The organism is Aeromonas sp. 55A (assembly GCF_051919665.1).
Taxonomy (GTDB): domain Bacteria; phylum Pseudomonadota; class Gammaproteobacteria; order Enterobacterales; family Aeromonadaceae; genus Aeromonas; species Aeromonas veronii.
The window spans coordinates 958,554-977,965 of the sequence record NZ_JBQBEH010000008.1 but is presented as its reverse complement, the minus strand read 5'-3'; the positions used below and the strand labels follow the sequence as shown (position 1 = coordinate 977,965).

General features: G+C 60.7%; 18 protein-coding genes. 5 read left to right on the top strand and 13 right to left on the bottom strand.

Going from position 1 to position 19,412, the window contains the following annotated elements; genetic code table 11:
• Positions 1-123: 123 nt before the first annotated feature.
• The 3 genes from glgA to rsmC all read right to left on the bottom strand — a co-directional run bounded on the left by glgA (position 124) and on the right by rsmC (position 3,971).
• Positions 124-1,584, bottom strand: coding sequence for a glycogen synthase GlgA (gene glgA / locus ACTG2G_RS08475; protein ID WP_439985363.1), 1,461 nt, complete (start codon positions 1,582-1,584; stop codon positions 124-126).
• Positions 1,574-2,791 carry a glucose-1-phosphate adenylyltransferase gene (glgC, locus tag ACTG2G_RS08470; RefSeq protein ID WP_005340236.1) on the bottom strand — a complete coding sequence of 406 codons (1,218 nt, stop codon included), beginning with the start codon at positions 2,789-2,791 and terminating at the stop codon, positions 1,574-1,576. Before glgC ends, glgA begins: the two co-directional genes overlap by 11 nt.
• Positions 2,792-2,942: 151 nt before the next feature.
• Positions 2,943-3,971 carry a 16S rRNA (guanine(1207)-N(2))-methyltransferase RsmC gene (gene rsmC / locus ACTG2G_RS08465; RefSeq protein ID WP_160881011.1) on the bottom strand — a complete coding sequence of 343 codons (1,029 nt, stop codon included), beginning with the start codon at positions 3,969-3,971 and terminating at the stop codon, positions 2,943-2,945.
• Positions 3,972-4,251: 280 nt separating this feature from the next.
• Between rsmC and dapA the strand changes: the two genes are divergently transcribed.
• Positions 4,252-5,124, top strand: coding sequence for a 4-hydroxy-tetrahydrodipicolinate synthase (gene dapA, locus ACTG2G_RS08460; protein WP_043820620.1), 873 nt, complete (start codon positions 4,252-4,254; stop codon positions 5,122-5,124).
• Positions 5,125-5,215: 91 nt separating this feature from the next.
• Here the strand turns inward: dapA and ACTG2G_RS08455 are convergent, their stop codons facing one another.
• Positions 5,216-6,184 carry a CYTH domain-containing protein gene (locus ACTG2G_RS08455; protein WP_307895611.1) on the bottom strand — a complete coding sequence of 323 codons (969 nt, stop codon included), beginning with the start codon at positions 6,182-6,184 and terminating at the stop codon, positions 5,216-5,218.
• A gap of 169 nt (positions 6,185-6,353) precedes the next feature.
• Between ACTG2G_RS08455 and ACTG2G_RS08450 the strand changes: the two genes are divergently transcribed.
• Both ACTG2G_RS08450 and ACTG2G_RS08445 read left to right on the top strand, forming a co-directional pair.
• Positions 6,354-7,034 (top strand): TIGR00153 family protein, encoded by a 681-nt coding sequence (locus tag ACTG2G_RS08450; RefSeq protein WP_005340244.1) that lies wholly within the window; start codon positions 6,354-6,356, stop codon positions 7,032-7,034.
• Positions 7,035-7,059: 25 nt separating this feature from the next.
• Positions 7,060-8,325 (top strand): inorganic phosphate transporter, encoded by a 1,266-nt coding sequence (locus tag ACTG2G_RS08445; RefSeq protein ID WP_005343043.1) that lies wholly within the window; start codon positions 7,060-7,062, stop codon positions 8,323-8,325.
• Positions 8,326-8,418: 93 nt separating this feature from the next.
• On the opposite strand, the gene ACTG2G_RS08440 is transcribed toward ACTG2G_RS08445, so the two are convergent.
• Entirely contained in the window at positions 8,419-10,875 is a 2,457-nt protein-coding gene (locus ACTG2G_RS08440; protein WP_429193639.1) for a bifunctional aspartate kinase/homoserine dehydrogenase II, read from the bottom strand.
• Complete coding sequence (metB, locus tag ACTG2G_RS08435; protein ID WP_376901775.1) at positions 10,875-12,047, bottom strand: cystathionine gamma-synthase; 1,173 nt, start codon at positions 12,045-12,047, stop codon at positions 10,875-10,877. The genes ACTG2G_RS08440 and metB overlap by 1 nt, the downstream gene beginning before the upstream one ends.
• Before the next feature lie 205 nt (positions 12,048-12,252).
• Between metB and metJ the strand changes: the two genes are divergently transcribed.
• On the top strand, positions 12,253-12,576 hold the full coding sequence (gene metJ / locus ACTG2G_RS08430) for a met regulon transcriptional regulator MetJ (RefSeq protein WP_005340251.1): 324 nt from the start codon (positions 12,253-12,255) through the stop codon (positions 12,574-12,576).
• A gap of 75 nt (positions 12,577-12,651) precedes the next feature.
• Here the strand turns inward: metJ and ACTG2G_RS08425 are convergent, their stop codons facing one another.
• From ACTG2G_RS08425 to nudE, 3 genes are all read right to left on the bottom strand, one after another.
• Positions 12,652-13,923 carry an aromatic amino acid transport family protein gene (locus ACTG2G_RS08425; protein WP_421386851.1) on the bottom strand — a complete coding sequence of 424 codons (1,272 nt, stop codon included), beginning with the start codon at positions 13,921-13,923 and terminating at the stop codon, positions 12,652-12,654.
• Positions 13,924-14,360: 437 nt separating this feature from the next.
• Positions 14,361-15,173 carry a 3'(2'),5'-bisphosphate nucleotidase CysQ gene (gene cysQ, locus ACTG2G_RS08420; protein WP_005357849.1) on the bottom strand — a complete coding sequence of 271 codons (813 nt, stop codon included), beginning with the start codon at positions 15,171-15,173 and terminating at the stop codon, positions 14,361-14,363.
• A 37-nt stretch (positions 15,174-15,210) separates the two neighbouring features.
• The gene (nudE, locus tag ACTG2G_RS08415) at positions 15,211-15,819 is read right to left on the bottom strand and encodes an ADP compounds hydrolase NudE (RefSeq protein WP_307895602.1); all 609 of its coding nucleotides are present in this window, start codon (positions 15,817-15,819) and stop codon (positions 15,211-15,213) included.
• A gap of 144 nt (positions 15,820-15,963) precedes the next feature.
• Here nudE and yrfG point away from each other — a divergent pair, with 144 nt between their 5' ends.
• The gene (yrfG, locus tag ACTG2G_RS08410) at positions 15,964-16,644 is read left to right on the top strand and encodes a GMP/IMP nucleotidase (RefSeq protein WP_307895600.1); all 681 of its coding nucleotides are present in this window, start codon (positions 15,964-15,966) and stop codon (positions 16,642-16,644) included.
• Between the two features lie 85 nt (positions 16,645-16,729).
• On the opposite strand, the gene ACTG2G_RS08405 is transcribed toward yrfG, so the two are convergent.
• The 4 genes from ACTG2G_RS08405 to ACTG2G_RS08390 form a co-directional block, all read right to left on the bottom strand.
• Positions 16,730-16,942 carry a hypothetical protein gene (locus tag ACTG2G_RS08405; RefSeq protein ID WP_005348798.1) on the bottom strand — a complete coding sequence of 71 codons (213 nt, stop codon included), beginning with the start codon at positions 16,940-16,942 and terminating at the stop codon, positions 16,730-16,732.
• 114 nt (positions 16,943-17,056) lie between these two features.
• Positions 17,057-17,395, bottom strand: coding sequence for a DUF1294 domain-containing protein (locus ACTG2G_RS08400; RefSeq protein WP_043850033.1), 339 nt, complete (start codon positions 17,393-17,395; stop codon positions 17,057-17,059).
• Positions 17,392-17,982, bottom strand: a complete 591-nt coding sequence (locus ACTG2G_RS08395) for a sugar O-acetyltransferase (protein WP_236368327.1) — start codon at positions 17,980-17,982, stop codon at positions 17,392-17,394. Before ACTG2G_RS08395 ends, ACTG2G_RS08400 begins: the two co-directional genes overlap by 4 nt.
• Positions 17,983-18,068: 86 nt before the next feature.
• Positions 18,069-19,331, bottom strand: coding sequence for an MgtC/SapB family protein (locus tag ACTG2G_RS08390; protein WP_421386854.1), 1,263 nt, complete (start codon positions 19,329-19,331; stop codon positions 18,069-18,071).
• Between the last annotated feature and the right edge of the window lie 81 nt (positions 19,332-19,412).

Below are 19,412 nucleotides of genomic sequence, written 5' to 3'. Positions count from 1 at the left end.
TGCGGAGGGGGATTCTATAGAGTTTTGGGGGAGCGTCAACAGCCAAAGGGGACTTTTTTCGCTGTTGACGCCCAAAGTGGCGCCAAGGGTACAAAACTTCAGCAATCAGCTGACGTTTGGCGTTCAGTAACGGCCCAATGCGCTCTGATACATCCGTTCATACTGGGTGACCGAGTCAGGCCAGTTGAAGCGGGTGCTCATGGCATTGCGCTGTACCTTGGTAAAACGCTCTTTGTCCTGCAGGAAATAGAGCAGGCTGCGGCGCATGGTATCGAGCAGGATAGCGGCAGTCGGATCGTTGAAGCAGAAGCCGGTGGCATGCTCGGGATCGGCATCCCAATCCACCACGGTATCTTTCAGACCACCCACGGCCCGCACCAGTGGCAGGGTGCCATAGGCGAGACTGTACATCTGGTTGAGGCCGCAAGGCTCGAACAGCGAGGGCATCAGGAAAAAGTCGGCACCGGCTTCGACCAGATGAGCCAGCCGATCGTCATAGGTGTTGATGAAGGCGAGCTTGCCCGGATAATCCCGGGCCATGGTTTGCAGTTGCGTGGCGAGCGCAGGATCGCCAGAGCCGACGATCACCACTTGTACCTGATGGTGGAGGAATTTCTCCAGCGCAGGGAGCAGCAGGGGAACGCCCTTTTGCTCGGTCAGGCGGCAAACCATGCCGTAGATGGGCAAGTCCGCCACGGCCAGCCCCGCTTCCTGTTGCAGGTTCTCTTTGCAGATCTGTTTGCCAGCCATGTTGTCGATGCTGTAGGTCGCAGGCAGGAATTCGTCGAACTCAGGATCCCAGTCCTTGTAGTCGCAGCCGTTGAGTATGCCGCAGAGATCCGCCGCCCGCTGCTGGAAGATATGCGCCATGCCGTGGGCGCCGAGGTGAGTCAGCAGCTCCTGGGCATAGTTGGGGCTGACCGCATTGATCTTGTCGGCGTAGAGCACCCCGCATTTGAGCAGATTGACGTGGCCGTAGTCGTAGTTGATGCGGCGTTCGTAGTCGGCGATCTCGGGCATGGCCCAGAACTGCTCGCGGCCAAACACCCCCTGAAACGCCGCATTGTGAATGCTAATTACGCTGCGGGTCTGCTGGAAGAAGGGGTTGTGGGCGTGACGGGTTTTCAGCAGCAGTGGCAGCAGGCCGGTGTGCCAGTCATTGCAGTGGGCGATATCAGGGGCAAAGCCGAGCTGCTCGCAGGCATGGAGGGCCGCGGCCGAGAAGAAGGCAAAGCGCTCGCCATTATCCGGATAGGCCTGATTGTTTTCGGCGTAGAGCTGGGGACGATCGAAATATTGCGGGCAGTCGAGCAGATAGACGCAGACGCCATCCAGCTCCATCTGGTAGATGCGATAACCGATATCAGGCAGCCCGGGGTGGGTTGGCAACCAGCGTGACGCCACCAGTCTGGCCTCATCCCGTCGCTTTATCGTCTTGTAGAAGGGGAGCATGATCCTGACATCATGCCCCTTCTGGGCCAGGTACATCGGCAGGGCTCTGGCGACATCTGCCAGGCCCCCGGTCTTGACCAGCCCCTCAACTTCCGAGGCAACAAACAGGATTTTCAGTGGGTTAATAGCCAACTCTTGCTCCCTTAGGTACCACCACGATACCGCCTTCGGATACGGTAAATCGCTCTCTATCGTGGTCCAGATTTTCACCGATAACGGTGCCGGGCGCAATTTCAACATTTTTATCTATAATCGCGCGCCGGATGGAGCACCCTTCACCAATCTTCACATCCCCCAGCAGCACGGACTCACTGATATGGCTGCACGCGCCGATATTGCAGCGGAAACCGAGGATGGATCGCTGGATCTGGCTGCCCTGAATGAAGCAACCGGCGGAGATCAGGGAGTTGGCGATCTTCACCTTGCACTCGTCGCTGTCGATGAAGGTAGCAGGTGGCAGCGCCGGATAGTGGGTGTGCAGGGGCCACTTGCGGTTATAGAGGGAGAAGGGGGGATTGTCGGCCACCAGGTCCATGTGCGCTTGCCAATAAGAGTCGAGGGTGCCCACATCCCGCCAGTAGACGTGCGGTTTCTCGCCGGGGATGACGTTGGTGCTGTAGTCATAGACATAGACGGGGGCACGTGGGTAGAGGCTCGGGATCACATCCTTGCCAAAGTCGTGGCTGGAGTTCTCCTCGGCGGCATCCCGCTTCAACTCGCGGCAGAGGGCATCGGTCTCGAAGATGTAGTTGCCCATGGAGACCAGCGCCTGGGTCGGATCGCCGGGAATGTGCTTGGGCTGCTTTGGTTTTTCCTGAAAGCCGATCATCCGCCCTTCGGTATCGACCTCGATCACCCCGAAGGCGCTCGCTTCTTCGATGGGCATGCGAAGTGCCGCGACCGTCATGGCGGCGTTCTTCTGCTTGTGGAAGGTGACCATCTGGCTCACATCCATCTTGTAGATGTGGTCGGAGCCGAAGATGCAGACGTGATCCGGTTCGGCCCGCTCGATAAAGCCTAGGTTCTGGTAAATGGCGTCGGCGGTGCCGTCATACCAGCGTTTGCCCATCCGCATCTGGGCCGGGATGGGATCGATAAAGCGGTCGGTGATGCCGACGATATTCCAGCCCTTCTTCATATGCAGGTAGAGGGACTGGGATTTGAATTGGGTCAGTACATAGATGCGCAGAAAGTCGGCGTTGACGAAGTTGTTGAGGACAAAGTCGATCAGCCGGTAGCTGCCACCGAAGGGGACGGAAGGCTTGCTGCGGGTGGTGGTCAGAGGCTGTAGGCGAGTACCTTCGCCACCAGCCAGGATCATGGTCAAAATGCCTGCCATCGTATTTCTCTCCCTGAATTAACAACATGAAAAGGTTTTCAATGTTCGGTATAAAAACACCCCTAAAGGGGTGGTTTTTATCGTGTGCTTAATACCTTATCAGATGCCGGATGGCGCTCTCTAGCTGTTTTATTGTGCTGCTTACACTTATTTACATTTTGCTCAGATAGACCTTGAATTTGGCATCACTGCTGATCACTTCAGTCCGTTTGAAGTGTGTCTCCAGTATAGGCTGGTAGCGCAAGAAGGCGTTGGCAACAATGGTCAGCGAACCATTTGGCAGCAAAAATGCCGGCGCCTTGGCCAGGAACTGCTCGGTTGCCGCATAGAAGGTTTTGAGACCCGCATGGAATGGCGGGTTGGAGACGATGTGCTGGAAACGGGTGGAGACATCCGAATAGACATCGGAAGCGGTGACCTTGCCCTGCAGACCGTTGATCGCCAGGGTGCGGCGGCTCGATTCGAGTGCCAGTGCGCTGATATCCACCATGTTGACCCGCAGATCCGGATTGCGCTTGGCCAGCACAGACCCAATCACCCCGGCGCCACAACCGAAATCGAGCAATTCGCCCGTCATCGGCGGCACGGCGGCCAGTAGCATCTGGGTGCCGAGATCCAGCTCGGCGGCACTGAAGACGCCGGGCAGCGCCAGCACGGTCAGCTCGGTATCACCCGCCTTGCACTGATAGCGGCCAAACCAGCTATCCAGATTGAAAGGTTCAACCGGCTTGCTCAGCTCACCGTGATAGAGGGAGCAGCGGCGCGCTGAATCGCGCTTGATCGGCTGTTCGCTATAGGGGGCCAGCAGCTTGTCGGCGCCATTGATGCCGCCGCGGTTTTCGCCAGCGAGGAACAGATCGGCACCCTCTTCCAGCAAGGGGGTCATCATGGCCAGCAGATATTGTGCCTCGGCCTTGGCCTTGGGCATCAGCAGCAACAGGGCATCGAAGCGGGGGGCGCCACCGAGCTGGTGGTCGAACAGGATAGCCTCGCCGAGGGCGGCCTGCTGGCTGCGGTAGTAGCAGTAATCGGTGGTAAAGACGGTCAGGGTCCGGGCCAGGCTCGCCAGCTGGCGGGGGTAGTCATCCTCCAGCGCGCCGCAGACAAGTAGCCGCTTGCCGACAAAGAGGGCTTGGTTTCGTTCCAGCATCTGGCTGACGGCACTGATAGGGCTGCTCATCGGGTCTCTCCACGCAATTTTGGGCGGCCATTATACATAGCCCCTTTCGCCTTGACATTTATGCCGTGTTCCCGAAATATGCCCAGACACCATTTTTTGACCAGAGATGACGAAATGCGGTTCAACGGGTTGAAACGAAAGCACAAAAAAAGCCTGAAATTCGGGCCTGCCGACGTTCGCGCGTAACCTCTCATCCCTGAGAAGCTTCAAACCCCGGTTGCGCACATCGTACCGGGGTTTTTTATTGCCATATGCGCGTCATTTAGGAGAAGGAGATCCCATGTTTCAAGGTTCAATCGTTGCGTTGATCACCCCGTTTCGACAGGGAAAGCTGGATGAAGAGGCGCTGCTGCGTCTGGTGGAGTGGCATATCGAACAGGGCACTCACGGCATTGTGCCGGTGGGCACCACGGGGGAAAGTCCGACCCTGACCCATGACGAGCACTGCCGGGTGGTGGAGCTGGTGGTCAAGCAGGTCGCAGGTCGCATTCCGGTGATTGCCGGGGCCGGTTCCAACAATCCGGTCGAAGCTATCGAGTACACCCTCCATGCAGAGCGGGTGGGGGCTGATGCCACCCTGCATGTAGCCGGTTACTACAACCGTCCCAATCAGGAGGGGCTCTACCACCACTTCAAGGCGGTACACGATGCCACCGCCAAGCCGATCATCGTCTACAACATCCCGCCGCGCGCCATCGTTGACGTGCAACCCGCGACCCTGGCCCGTCTGGCCGAGCTGCCGCGCATTGCCGGGGTGAAAGATGCCACCGGCGACTTGGCGCGCCCCTGGACCGAGCGCCAGCTGATCAAAAAGCCCTTCGCCTGGCTCTCCGGTGAAGATGCCACTGCGGTTGCTTACAACATCGGCGGCGGTCAGGGCTGTATCTCTGTGACCGCCAACGTGGCGCCCAAGCTGGTGGCCGAGGTGCAGAACCTCACGCTGGCGGGCAAGTGGCAAGAAGCGCGTGAGCTGCAAGACAAGCTCATTCCGCTCCATCAGGCGATGTTTGCCGAGCCGAGCCCGGCTGGTGCCAAATATGCCGCTTCCCTGCTCGGTTTCTGCAGCGAGGAGTGCCGCCTGCCGGTGATGCCGCTGTCAGAAGCGACCCGCGAGCGCATTCGCAGCGCCATGCAGCAGCTCAACCTGCTGTAGTGCAAAACGGGTGAGCCAAGGCTCACCCGTTTTGTTTTCGGCTTTTGTTTCCGGTCTTTATTTCCGACCTTTAGTAACGGTATGGCCACGCTCAGGCTGCGTGATGCAGCCAGGCGGCGATGGCCAGCTGCAACTCGACATACGCCGGATAGAGGAAGAGATCAGCCAGCTCGGCAGGCCACTCGTCATGCTCGTCCGGCTGGGCTTGCAGATGGGCTTGCAGGTTGGTCAGGGCGGGTAGCCAGAGCACTGGTTGTGGCAGCGCGGCCGCACTGCGGGCGACCAGATCGATCCCTTGGCACAGGGCCGCGAGTGCCTGCTGTTGAATGCCTTTATCCTGAGGATGCTCCAGCCAGAGCTGCTCGTGATGCTGCCAGTGACGCAGCCCCTCGCTTACCCCCGTTATGCCATCCATACCTTCATGTTCGACCAGTGCCTGCAGGGCCAGCGGTTTGCCAAGACCAGCCAGTCGATAGCCGCGCTGGGCCTTGGATTGGGCGCCAAGGCGCAGCCCGCCGATCCTGGCGAGGCGTTGGGCCAGTGCAAACAGCGCCGCGGTCGCGCCTGATTTGAGCTCCAGTTCCAGCTCGTTGATGGTGGTGCTGCCCTGACTGCCGACAATCTCTCCCTGATCCCAGGCCAGCTCAATCTCGGCCCCCTCGAAGGCGATCAGCCAGTGGCGGCGCAGGAAGTCGGTACGAAATTGGGCGACCAGCTGCTGCTGAATGTGGTCACGCTCGCTCAGGGTCGGCCAAATCTCATCGGGAAAGGCCGAGAGGGTCGGCAGATCGCCGCTCACGGGGGCGTTGTACTCGGGTCTGGCGTGCAGGCCGCCCACCACCTGGCCGCGGCATTTGATGGTCTGCTCGGCGAAGGTGTCGCAGCGGCGAATGCGCAACCCCATCTCCAGCTGGCGCAGAGCCAGGGTCGGCGTATCGAAATAGACGTTGCCGAGCTGCTGTTGTGATGATTCTTTAATCTCAAGAGAATTCAGCAGGTTGGATAACTCGGGTTGAATGTCGCGGGCGACAAAAAACTTTATCTCGATCTCAGTTTGCATAGTCATTCCGGGCTGGCAGGCAACTTTGGGGGGCAGGATTCGGGTCGCGGGGATATAATGCCCGCGAGACGACTAGATTAATTCGCGGTTTAATTGAGGGCGCAGTTCGGTTACCATGCGCGCCTCATAAAATCGTATCGAGTGTTTTTTCACCGACACAGGTTTGGCCATGCCAGTAAATACTATTTTGGGGCTTTTTGCCAAGTCCCCCATCAAGCCGCTGCAGAAGCATATCGTCAAGGTTCACCAGTGCTCCCAGCAGTTGGTTCCTTTCTTTGACGCCGTTGCCGAAGACCGTTGGGAAGATGCCGAGAAGATCCGGCAGCAGATCGCCCAGCTGGAAAAAGAGGCAGATACCCTCAAGCGTGAAATCCGTCTGAAACTGCCTCGCGGCCTGTTCCTGCCGGTTGCACGTACCGACCTGCTGGAGCTGTTGACCCAGCAAGACAAGATTGCCAACCGTGCCAAGGATATCTCCGGCCGCATGCTTGGCCGTCGCATGGAATTCCCCGCTGAAATGCGGACGGATTTCATGGCTTACCTCAAACGTTGTATTGATGCGACCGCTCAGGCCGAGAAAGCGATCGGGGAGCTCGACGAGCTGCTCGAGACCGGCTTCAAAGGACGGGAAGTGGAAATGGTTGCCGAGATGATCCACCAGCTGGATCTGATCGAGGACGATACAGACACCATGCAGATCGGACTGCGCCAACAGCTGCAAGCGGTTGAGCACAATTACAATCCGATCGATGTGATGTTCCTTTACAAGATCCTCGAATGGGTAGGTGACCTGGCAGATCAGGCCGAGCGCGTAGGCGCCCGTCTGGAACTGATGCTGGCTCGTTCGTAATCGACTGACTGGGTAAACACTATTAATGGACATTATCGCGAATTACGGCACCACTCTGGTGCTCGTGGCGGCCTTGTTCGGCTTTTTGATGGCTTGGGGCATTGGCGCGAATGACGTGGCCAACGCCATGGGAACATCGGTCGGCACCAAATCCCTGACCATCCGTCAGGCGATCATCATTGCCATGATCTTCGAATTTGCCGGTGCCTATCTGGCCGGTGGCGAAGTGACGGCCACCATCCGTAACGGCATCATCGACAGCAATGCGTTTGTCGATAGCCCGGACCTGCTGGTACTCGGCATGATCGCCTCCCTGCTGGCGGCTGGCGCCTGGTTGATCCTCGCCTCCTACTTCGGCTGGCCTGTTTCCACCACTCACTCCATCATCGGCGCCATCGTCGGTTTTGCGGTGGTGAGCATTGGCCCGGAAGCGGTGCAGTGGAGCAAGTTTGGCGGCATCGTCGGCTCCTGGGTCATCACCCCGGCCATCTCAGGTGTCATCGCCTACTTCATGTTCATCAGCGTGCAGAAGCTTATCTTCAACACCGATGATCCCCTGAACAACGCCAAGCGCTATGTGCCGTTCTACATGTTCCTGACTGCGCTGGTGATCTGTCTGGTGACCATCAAGAAGGGGCTGACCCACGTCGGTCTGCACCTGAGCGATGGCGAGGGCATTCTGCTCTCCATCGCCATCTCCATCGCAGTGGCGTTTGCCGGCTGGATCTACATTCGCGGCCAGAAGTACAACCCGCAGGATGACAGCAAGATGCACTTCGCCAACGTGGAGAAGGTGTTCGGCATCCTGATGGTGATCACCGCCTGTGCCATGGCCTTTGCCCACGGCTCCAACGACGTGGCCAACGCCATTGGCCCGCTCTCTGCGGTGGCCTCTATCGTGGCTTCCGGTGGCGAGATTTCCAGTCAGGCAGCCATTGCCTGGTGGATCCTGCCGCTGGGCGGTATCGGTATCGTGATCGGTCTGGCGACCATGGGCGAGAAGGTGATGGCGACGGTCGGTACCGGCATCACTCACCTGACCCCGAGCCGTGGTTTTGCTGCCCAGCTGGCCACTGCCGCGACCGTGGTGATTGCCTCCGGTACCGGTCTACCCATCTCCACCACCCAGACCCTGGTCGGTGCTGTGATGGGTGTCGGTCTGGCGCGCGGTATTGCGGCGCTGAATCTGGGTGTTCTGCGCAACATCGTGGTCTCCTGGATCATCACCCTGCCTGCCGGTGCCATTCTGGCTATCGCCATCTTCTACGTGCTGCAGGCCTGCTTCTCCTAATCGAAGCGGCATTCAGCAAAAAGCCCGAGTCATCGACTCGGGCTTTTTTATTGTGCGCGGGAGCTGAGGTGCTGCTCCCTTTGCATATTTCCCTTAGAGGCTGGCGCAGATCTGCCACAGATCGTACTGGATAGCGGCGGCGGTCACTTCCCGGCCCGCCCCCGGCCCCTGGATCACCAGCGGGTTGGTGCGGTAACTGTCGCTCTCGATGGCGAAGATGTTGTCGCACGGCAAGAGGTTGGCAAACGGGTGGTGGGGCTCCAGCGCCTCCAGTCCGACCCGCGCCTTGCCGTCATGCTCGAAGCGGGCCACGTAGCGCAGCACCTTGCCGAGGCGCTTGGCCCCTTCGAAGGCGGTCTGGATCGGGCCATCCAGCTCTTTCAGTCTGTCCATGAACTGATCGGCTGTCACCTTGCGCAGCGGGACGGGCACCAGATTCTCCAGCTCGATATCGGCGGAGTCGAGCTCAAAGCCTGCTTCCCGCGCCAGAATAAGCAGCTTGCGCCGCACGTCCTGACCGGAGAGATCCTCGCGGGGATCCGGTTCGGTCAGGCCGTGCTGCCACGCCTCGTCCACCAACTCGGAGAAGGGGCGGGTGCCGTCATACTGCTGGAACAGCCAGGAGAGGGTGCCGGAGAAGATGCCGGAGACCCCCTGAATGCGGTCGCCGCTCTGGCGCAGCATCTGGATGCTGGACTGGATTGGCAGCCCGGCGCCCACGGTGGCGTTGTAGCGCCACTGCACCTGGTGGTCGCGACAGGTCTGTTTGATGCGCTGGTAGAACTCGCTGTCGGCGGCACCGGCAAACTTGTTGGCGGCGATGATGTGAATGCCGAGCTGGGCAAAATCCGGGTAGTAGCGGCTCACCGTTTCGCTGGCGGTCATGTCCAGCGCAACCAGCGCATCGAAGCCGTGCTGTTCAAGCTGGGAGAGCAACTCCGGCCAGATCAGCGGCTTAGGATTGAAGTTGTCCTGTACCTTGAGGGGGTTGAGCCCCTCTTCATCGAGCAGGCCTCCTTCCGAGCTGAACACCCCGTAGAGGGTGAGCGCCAGATTGAGCTCATGTTCCAGCCGTGCCTTTTCACGGGCGTAGAGGCTCAGCCAGTGGCCGCCGATATTGCCCTTGCCGAACACCACCAGTCCGACCCGGGTCGGGCGGCTGAACAGGGCGCTGTGGAGGGCGATGAGCAGCGGCTCCAGCACTACCTGACGCAGCACGGCCACCAGACTCAGGCCATCTCGGGCCACCTGTACGAACTCCAGCGGTTGATCTGCCAGCAGCTGATAGAAGCGATGACACTGCTCCGCGTTGTCGGTGACACCGGCGCCGACCAGCGCCACCAGACTGAACCCCTCTTTCTGGATTAGGCCGGTGAAGCTCCCTTGCAGCTGGAAGTCGCGCAGCAGCTCGAAGGCGCCTTGTGCCACCTCGAGGGTGTAGGCGAGGCGCAGGATCCGGCGATCCGGCTGGCGCTGCAGGGTGAGCGGGTTGAGGCGGTGACGGGCCAGATGGGCCTCGATGGTGGCCACCGTCTGCTCATAGTTGGTCTGCGGCAGCACCTTCAACTCGATGAGGGCGATTTGATCCACCGAGGAGACGATGCGGGCGCCACCGGAGCGGGGGGCGCGGCGCAGGATATGGGTGCAGCCCTCATCCGGGTTGTAGCTGCAGCGCAGGGTGAGGCGCTGGCGGCTGTCGGCCACAGGTTGCAGGGTGCGCGAGTGCAATACCGAAGAGCCAAGGCGGGCCAGCTCGTTGGCTTCCGCGAGGCTCAGGCGCTCCAGCAGACGCGCCTCCTTCACCCGGCGCGGGTCGGCGCTGTAGACCCCGGCCACGTCGCTCCAGATGGTGGTGGATTCACCATCCGCCAGCAACGCCAACAGGCTGGCGCTGTAGTCGGAGCCGTTGCGACCGAGCAGCAGGGAGCGCCCCTCCATGTCGGCAGCGATAAAGCCGGTTACCACGATGCGACCGGCATGCTCCGCCAGTCGCGCCTTGAGCAGCTCGCTGGAAAGCGCGGTATCCACCTTGACCAGAGCGCCATCCTCGGCGCGCAGGAAACTGCGGGCATCGAGCCAGATAGCCTTGTCGCCTCGGCTGGTGAGCAGGGCCGCCAGTAGGCGCGCCGACCACACTTCGCCAAAAGCGAGCAGGCCGTTGCGGGCGAAGCGATCAAACTGCCCTTCAAGCGTTTTGGCTATCAGCTGCATGTCGTCGGCCAGCAGCTTGCTCAGATCGAGCTGCAGTTCACCCTCCAGCAGGCCGTCGATCAGGCTCTGCTGATAGGCCTGCAGGGCCGAGATGGCTTCACCGGCGGCTTCGTCCCCCGCTTCGGCCAGCTCCACCAGCTGGATCAGCCGGTTGGTGGTCTTGCCGGCGGCGGAGACCACGATCAGTTCATCCCCGCCCACCTGTTGTTCAACGATACTGGCGACCCGGCGATAACAGACCGGATCCGCCAGACTGCTGCCACCAAATTTGTGGACGTGACGTCGCTTCAATCCTGCTTCTGCTGCCACCGCGATCTCTCCTTGTTGCTGCTGTTCCATTACTTCGCTACCTGTTCTGCCTGCTGCGCCTGTTCAAAAGCCTGAGCCAGATCGGCCACCAGGTCTTCACCGTGTTCAATACCGACCGACAACCGCAGCAGTTGGGCGCTGATGCCTGCTGCCTGCTGCGCGACCGGGGTCATGGCCCTGTGAGTCATGCTGGCTGGATGGGCCACCAGACTCTCTACCCCGCCGAGGGACTCGGCCACCGAGAAGAGGGTGAGGGCCGCGAGGAAGGCGCGAATGCCTGTCTCGCTGCAATCGAGTTCAAAACTTAGCATGGCGCCGAAGCCGGACTGTTGACGGCGCGCAATATCGTGGCCTGGATGGCTCGGCAGGCTGGGGTGATAGATGCGTTTCACCAGCGGCTGCTGTTGCAGGAAGGCGAGGATGCGGTCGGTGTTCTCCTGATGGGTGCGCAATCTGGGTGCCAGAGTGCGCAGGCCGCGCAGGGTGAGGTAGGAGTCGAACGCCCCGGAGGTGAGTCCCAGACAGTTGGCCCACCACACCAGCGACTCGGCCAGTGCGGCCTCCTTGGCGATCGCCACTCCGCCCACCACGTCGGAGTGACCGTTGATGTACTTGGTGGTGGAGTGCACCACCACGTCGGCACCAAGTGCGAGCGGCTGTTGCAACAGGGGGGAGAGGAAGGTGTTGTCCACTACCACCTGTGCACCCACCTCGTGGGCGGCGCTGGCGATGGCGTTGATATCCACCACCCGCAGCAACGGGTTGGAAGGGGTCTCGACCCATACCAGCGCAGGCTTTTGCGCCAGTGCGGCGGCCAGTGCGGCCTCGTCACCCTGATCGACAAACTGCACCCGGTAGTGGCCCTTGGCCGCCAGATACTCAAACAGGCGCCAGGTGCCGCCGTAGCAGTCGTGGGGGGCGATCAGCAGATCTCCAGCCTTGAGCAGTGCAGTGGTGACCAGATGGACGGCCCCCATGCCGGTGCCGGTAACCACGGCGCCTGCGCCCCCTTCCAGCGCCGCCAGCGCGTCCGCCAGATTGGTACGGGTTGGATTGCCTGAGCGGGCATAATCGTATTGACGGGGCTCGCCAAAGTCGGCAAAGGTGTAGTTGCTGGAGAGGTAGATGGGGGGCACCACGGCACCGTGCTGCTGGTCTGTCTCAATCCCGGTGCGAACCGCCAGGGTGGCCTTGTGGGTCATATCACTCTCCTTGATGTCTCTTCACACGCCGGCATCTTGCTGCCACGCGCCATCCCGCCATTGCGGGCTCATGGACAACCACACTACGCCAGCTTAAAAAAGCCGTCAACACTTCCAGACGTCTAAATGGCTTTGCTGTTGGATTGCCATTAATTTCCTTAAGGGTTAAAATCCGCGCTCACGGCTAAATGAGAACAGGTGAGTCATGGGAACAGAGTGGAACGGCGACTACGTCAGCCCCTACGCGGAACACGGTAAGAAGAGCGAACAGGTCAAGAAGATTACCGTCTCGATCCCGCTCAAGGTGTTGAAAGTGTTGACCGATGAGCGCACCCGCCGTCAGGTGAACAACCTGCGTCATGCGACCAACAGCGAGCTGCTCTGTGAAGCCTTCCTGCACGCTTTCACCGGCCAGCCGCTCCCTTGCGACGAAGACTTGCGCAAGGATCAACCGGACAGTGTCCCGGCCGAAGCGCGCGCCATCATGGAAGCGCTGGGCAAAGAGATCGAAGATTTCGACAAAGAGTAAGCGATTTGCCATGCACAAGAGGCGACCCTAGGGTCGCCTCTTGTCGTTTCAGCCGCCCCGTTTACGGGGCTGTGATTATTTCAACAGGCTGAAGATCAGCGCCGATACCGCCAGCGAACCGGTCAGCAGGATAAAGCCGTTGGTCCAGCCGTGACGGAAGCGGGCCAGCGCATCCACCTTGTAGATGGCAATAACCGGCATGATGAACAGGATCATGGCGATAACCGGGCCGGAGAGGGTCTCCATCAGCCCCAGAATGCCCGGGTTGATGACGGCGGCACCCCAGATGGCGAAGAACATCAGGGCGATACCCAGTTTGTCCGCCTTGGCCAGCGGCAGACCGGTGGGCTTGGCGATCAGGCTTTTCAGGCTTTCGCGGGCACCGAGGAAGTGGCCGAGGAAGGAGGAGCTGATGGCGATAAAGGCTATGAGCGGCCCCAGAGTCACGATCACCGGGTTGTCTGTGATGTTGGCGAGATAGGAGAGCACAGAGACGTTCTGGGCCTTGGCTTCAGCCAGCTGGGCTGGCGAGAGGCTCAGCACGCAGGAGAAAACGAAGAAGAGCACGAAGCCCACCAGCATTACTGTGGTGTTGCGCAGGATCAGGCCGCTCTTGGCTTCCGCCTGCTCGCCATATTCACGACGCTGCACGTTGGCAAAGCCGGAGATGGCGGCGGCGTGGCTGAAGGCGAACACGGTGACCGGCAGCGCCAGCCAGACGGTGTTGAGGAAGCTGACCCCCTCAAACGCCGTCACTTCCGGCCATTGCCACTGAGGGATCAGGTAGCAGGAGAGGGCCGCCAGAATGGCCGCCAGCGGATAGACCATAAAGGCGAAGGCGCGCAGCATCGCTTTCTCACCCGCCAGCATCACGGCGATCATAGCGAATACCAGTACGCCGGAGAGCATCACCCGATCCGGAGCCGCCATGCCGAGCTGGTTGACCATAAAGCTCTCTACCGTATTGGTCAGCCCGACCCCGTAGATGAGCAGGATCGGGAAGATGGAGAGGAAGTAGAGCGCCGAGATGAGGCGACCGGCCATCTTGCCGAAATGCTCCTCCGCCACTTCAGTGAAGTCGGCGTGGGGGCGTGACGATGAGAGCACGAAGCGCGCCAGCCCGCGGTGGGCCAGGAAGGTCATGGGGCCTGCCAGTACCGCGACGATGACGAGAGGCCAGATCCCGCCCAGACCCAGATTGATGGGCAGGAACAGGATGCCTGCGCCAACGGCGGTGCCAAACAGACTGATGACCCAGTGGGTGTCGTGACGGCGCCAGCGGGTGGTGCTGGACGTGGTGGAGCAGGAACCGGATAGCTCCTTGGTAGCCTCTACAGATAAACTCATTACTAATTCACTTTTTGTTAGTGTTTTAATCTGAGTTCATTGTGGTTTATCGGGATTTAATTCTCAAAAAGCGAGACTGAAACATATCACTGCCATTGCGGGGTTTAGCCAGCGAGATTGGGAATGGAATCTGGTTCACAGAATGAAACAAAACTGATATTGGTGATTTTTGTGAAATATAAAACCAAAATTTGATCTACTATCATTTTTTTATTTTGGCTAATTAGGTGTTTTCAGAATTACGTGAAAAATCGCACCATTTCTCGCCGACCGATTGTGATGTTTCACTATCATTTTGCCGCTTTGCCAGCGTATCACGCTGTTCAAGAGCGCCTTGACCAGCGGATCACACCGGCCATCACCCGGGGCAACTTCCCTGAAAAAGCAGGCGGCCATCGGGCCGCCTGCTTGTCTGGTGTGATGCTAGCTCTATCCGCCTAGTGGGCCAGAATGTTACCCCAGGCGAGATCCGGATCCCCCATCACGATAAAGTCAGGGTTCTCCAGCGACTCGGTTTCGTTGTAACTGAGCGGCTGCAACGCCAGGCTGAGGATGCGGCCACCAGCCGCCTCGACGATGCACTGGGCGGCGGCGGTGTCCCACTCGCCGGTGGGGCCGAGCCTTACGTAGCAATCGGCTGCACCTTCCGCCACCAGACAGGATTTGAGGGAGCTGGAACCAAGCGGGATCAGCTCGTAGTTGATGGCCGGGTTGAGGCGGCGGGTGAGGTTCTCCAGCTTCTGGCGGCGGCTGATAGCCACCACCAGTGAGTCGGGCTGGTCATGCTCGTGATGCATGGCGCTGATGGGCAGTACCTCGCCATTCACCTCCTTGAAGGCGCCGTAGCCGCGCACCGCCCAGTAGAGCACGTTGGACTCGGGGGCGTAGATGACCCCGAGCACCGGCACATTGTCCCGCACCAGGGCGATCAGGGTGGCGAAATCGCCGCTACCTGCGATAAATTCGCCGGTGCCGTCGAGGGGATCCACCAGCCAGTACTGCCGCCAGTTGGATCGCTGGCTGAAGGGGATGTCGGCCGCCTCTTCGGTCAGCACCGGCACATGGGGGGTGAGCGCCGACAGCGCCTGTTTGAGGTAGGCATCGGCAGCAAGATCGGCACTGGTGACCGGGGTGGCATCCTCCTTCAGCTGACGCTCGAACTGACCGCCGTGATAGATGTCGTGAAGGATCCTTCCGGCTTCGCGGGCAATCTCCTTGACCCCCGGCACCCAGGCCAACAACTCCTGCATCTCGTTATCCTCTGTCTGTTAACTGCCCGTCTGCGGGCTACTCTGCCTGCTCGGCCAGCCACTTTTGGGCCAAGAGCAGGGCACTGATGCTGCGCGACTCGGTGAAGTCGGGTCGCGCCAGCAATTCGTCGATCCGGTTCAGCGGCCAGGGGATCACCTCCAGCGGTTCCGGTTCGTCGCCGATCCGCTGCTCGGGGAAGAGATCCCGCGCCAGTAAAATGTCCATCCGGCTGGAGAAGTAACCCGGCGCCAGCGACACCTGCTTGAGCAGGGTCAGGCTGTTGGCGCCAAAGCCCGCCTCCTCCATCAGCTCCCGGTTGCCCGCCTCGAAGGCATCTTCGCCCGGGTCGATCAGCCCTTTAGGGAAGCCCAGCTCGTAGGTGTGGGTGCCTGCGGCATATTCGCGCACCAGCAGCAGGGTGTGGGCATCGAACAGCGGCACCACCATGACGGCGCCACGATTGCCGCCGCGCATCCGCTCGTAGACCCGCTCCTCGCCGTTGGAGAATTTGAGGTGGAGGGACTCCACTCTGAACAGTCGGCTCTCGGCCACTATCTCTGCCTTGAGGATCTCCGGCTTGCTCTTGGGGTGATCCAGTTGGTCGGCTGAGATGTGCTCGGGTTTGCTCTTGTGGGGGTCGCTCATCGGACGCTGGCTGCTCGTTAAAAAATCGTGCTTCAAGAGTAAACGACTCCCACACCGAACACCACGGGGCAGGGAGGGGAAAGGGAGAGGAAAAATCCGTTATACTGCCGCCCCGTTTTCCGAGATCCGCGATCAAGAGGCCCGATGCCACACTCCCGCGCTACCACCTTGCCCTGGCACCAGATAGACACCGTTTTGCTCGATATGGATGGCACCCTGATCGATCTGCATTTTGACAACCACCTCTGGCAGCAGCTGGTACCGGAGCGTTACGCCGAGCGGCTCGGGCTGCCGCTGGATGAAGCCAAAGCGCAGATCGACGTCCACTATCACGCCGTCAACGGCACCCTCAACTGGTACTGCGTGGATTACTGGAGCGAGACCCTGGGGCTCGATATTCGTGCCCTCAAGCAGGAGCTGCTGGCGAAGATCCAGTGGCGTCCCCACGCCATCCCCTTTCTGGCCGAGCTGCGCGCCGCGGGCAAGCAGCTGGTGCTCTTTACCAATGCCCACCCCGCCAGTCTGTCGGTGAAGGATGCGCAGCTGGGACTAAGCAACCATCTGGATCTGATGGTGAGTACCCACGAGCTGGGCTGGTCGAAGGAGAGCCAGCACTGCTGGCAGGCGCTGGCACAGCGGCTGGCGTTCGATCCGGCCCGCACCCTGTTTGTGGATGACAGCGAGCGGATCCTGCGGGCTGCCGCCGACTATGGCATAGGCTACCAGCTGGCGATCCAGAATCCGGACAGCTGCAAGCCGGAGCAGAGCATCACCGCTTTTCCGGCGATCCGCGATTATGCGGAGTTGCTGCCGCTGGCGATCTGAATCTGCTGAAACGACAGAGGGCTGCATCGTGCAGCCCTCTTTCTTTGATTTGAATTTTGGTTATCTGACGCCTGATGGCGAAAAATCACAGCTCCCGAAACGGGCGCCGCTTCTCCTCTTCGATGACGATCGCCTCCAGATTGGCGACCCGCTCTTGCAGCTCCCGAATGACCAGATCCTGCTTGCCGAGGCGGTCGGTGATGCGGGCATCCCCCATCTGATAGCGGGCCCGTTTGCCGAGATATCCGAACAATACGCTGATAAATACGATCAGGACTATGCCTGTCCACATGGTCATGTCACGACTCCTTGTCGTCTATAGACGGCGAAAACGCTGATGGGATCCGTTCTGTTTTCTCACAGCCGCCAATTGGCCGCAATGGGGCCCTTTTAGCCTTTGTGATGCAGTTGGCTATTGCTGCCAGAGTGGCCGCCCGACCCAGAGCGCCCATAGGGTGAGGTGCAGCAGCACGATAAACCAGAAGACCAGCCGGTAGCTGCGCTTCTGGGTCTTGTGACGTAGCCACTGGCGGGCCACCAGTGCGCCCGGCCAGCCGCCGCACAGCTCCAGCAGATGGAGACGGGATTCGGGAATGCGCCACTCGCCCCGCACCGCCTGCCGCTTGTCCCAGGCGTAGGCCGCCAGCGTCAGCAGACTCATGGTCAGCAGTGCGGCCAGTGGCCACCACTGCTGGCTGTCGAGGCCGAGCCAGAGGGTCCAGCCCAGTGGCAGCAGCGCCAGCGCCATCATTGGGCCAGCTCCCAGCAGCGCTCCTCATCCTGCTTGAGGGTGCGGATCACCCTGGCCGGATTGCCCACCGCCACCGAGTCGGCCGGGATGTCGCGGGTCACCACGGCGCCGGCACCTATGATGGAGCGCGGCCCTATGGTGACGCCGGGGCAGATGATGGCGCCGCCGCCAATCCAGCAGTCGTCACCGATCCGCACCGGCTTGTTGTAGGCGGTCCAGTTGCGTCGCTCCAGATAGTTCATGGTGTGGGTGGCGGTGTAGATCTGCACGTTGGGGGCCAGTAGCACATGGCTGCCGATGTGCACTTCGCCCACGTCGAGAATGGTGACGTTGAAGTTGAAGAAGGTCTTATCGCCGATATGGATGTTGCGGCCGAATTCGCAGGTAAACGGCGTGCTGATCCAGCAGGAGTCGGGGCAGTGGCCAAACAGTTCGCGGCAGATCTGCTGGCGCAGAGGGCCATCGCCCGCCGATGAACCGTTGAGCTTGGCCAGCAGCGCCTGACCACGGATCCGGTCGTTCGCTATCTCCTCGCTCTGGCTATCCAGTGCCCCGCCTGCCAGTACCTTGTCCCAGTCGCTCGCCATTGCTACCTCCTCATGCTGCAAGAGGGGGCAGTATACGTGACTGTCAGGGGCGCCGTCAGTCTGTCACTTGTTGCAGGTGATCCTCGTCAACCTGCGGGCCAGACGAGGGGCAGGATCAGCAGGGCCGAGACGAAGTAGGGGAGCAACACCCGCAGTCCCAGACTGCGACCGCCGATACCGAGGGCCAGCAGCCCCTTCACCAGCGAGTTGACCAGCCCGGCTAGCAGGATGCCGCGGGCCGCCACCTCCAGCGCCAGCTCCTTGTGGGAGAGCTGGGAGAGCGACAGCGTGATGGCGTCCACATCGGTGATCCCCGACACCAGCGACAGCAGATAGACCCCGGAGTTGCCCACCTTGTCTTGCAGCAGAGTTGCCATAAAGCCGATCAGCGCCAGCAGCAGGCCGAACTTGATGGCGGTGGCAAGATCGAGCGGGTTGCTGGTTTCCGGTTTTACCGGGCTGTCGGTCAGCTCCTCGCGCTGACGCCAGAACCAGAAGGCAAAGCCGTACACCGTGGCCGCCAGCAATACGAGCGGGGCGGCGAGGCGCATCGCCAGTTCGCTGTGAATCAGCAGCACCAGTACCAGCAGCCGCAGCCACATGGTGGCCCCTGCCAGCAGGATGCCGGTGGCCAGCAGTCGCTCCAGCCCTCCTTGTTCCTTGTTGAGGCGGGCAAACTGCAGGGTGAGGGCGGTGGAGGAGGCCAATCCCGCCAGTATGCTGGTGAGCACCAGTCCGGCGCGAGTACCGAGCAGCCGCACCGCGAAGTGGCCACAAAACGAGATGCCGGCGATCACCACCACCATCAGCCAGATCTTGAAGGGATTGAAGGCATCGAGGGGCCCCATCTCCTCGTTGGGCAGCACCGGCAACAGCACCAGCGAGATAAGCAGAAAGCGCAGGGTGGCGTGAAACTCGGTCTCGCTGAGAAACAGCATCCCCTGCTGGATCTGTCCCTTCAAACCCATCAGCAGGGCGGCCAGCACGGCGCAGGCCACCGCTTCGCTCGGGCTGAGCAGCACCGACATCAGCCCCAGCAGATAGGTGAGCAGCATGGCGACCGAGCTGGTGAGGCCGAACTCCCCCTGCCAGCGCAGGGCCAGCCAGACCGAGAGGCCGCAGCCGATCACCACCGCCAGCAGGCCGAGCAGCGGCAGCCAGGGGCCCAGGGTGGGCAGCAGCAAACCGCACACCCCGCCGAGCAGGCCGATGAGGCCGTAGGTACGCATCCCGGCGATGCGCTGGTTATCCCCCAGCTGGCGCACCTGCCAGCCCCGCTCCAGCCCGATGATCAGGCCGATGGCCAGCGAGACCAGGGCTCCGTTGACCGGTTCTGCATTGATCCACATAACGACTTCCTTTTCGTCATCTGCCTGCCTTGTTCCCATGATGGCACAGCGAGCAAGGGGCCAGAGGGGCATGGCTCACAG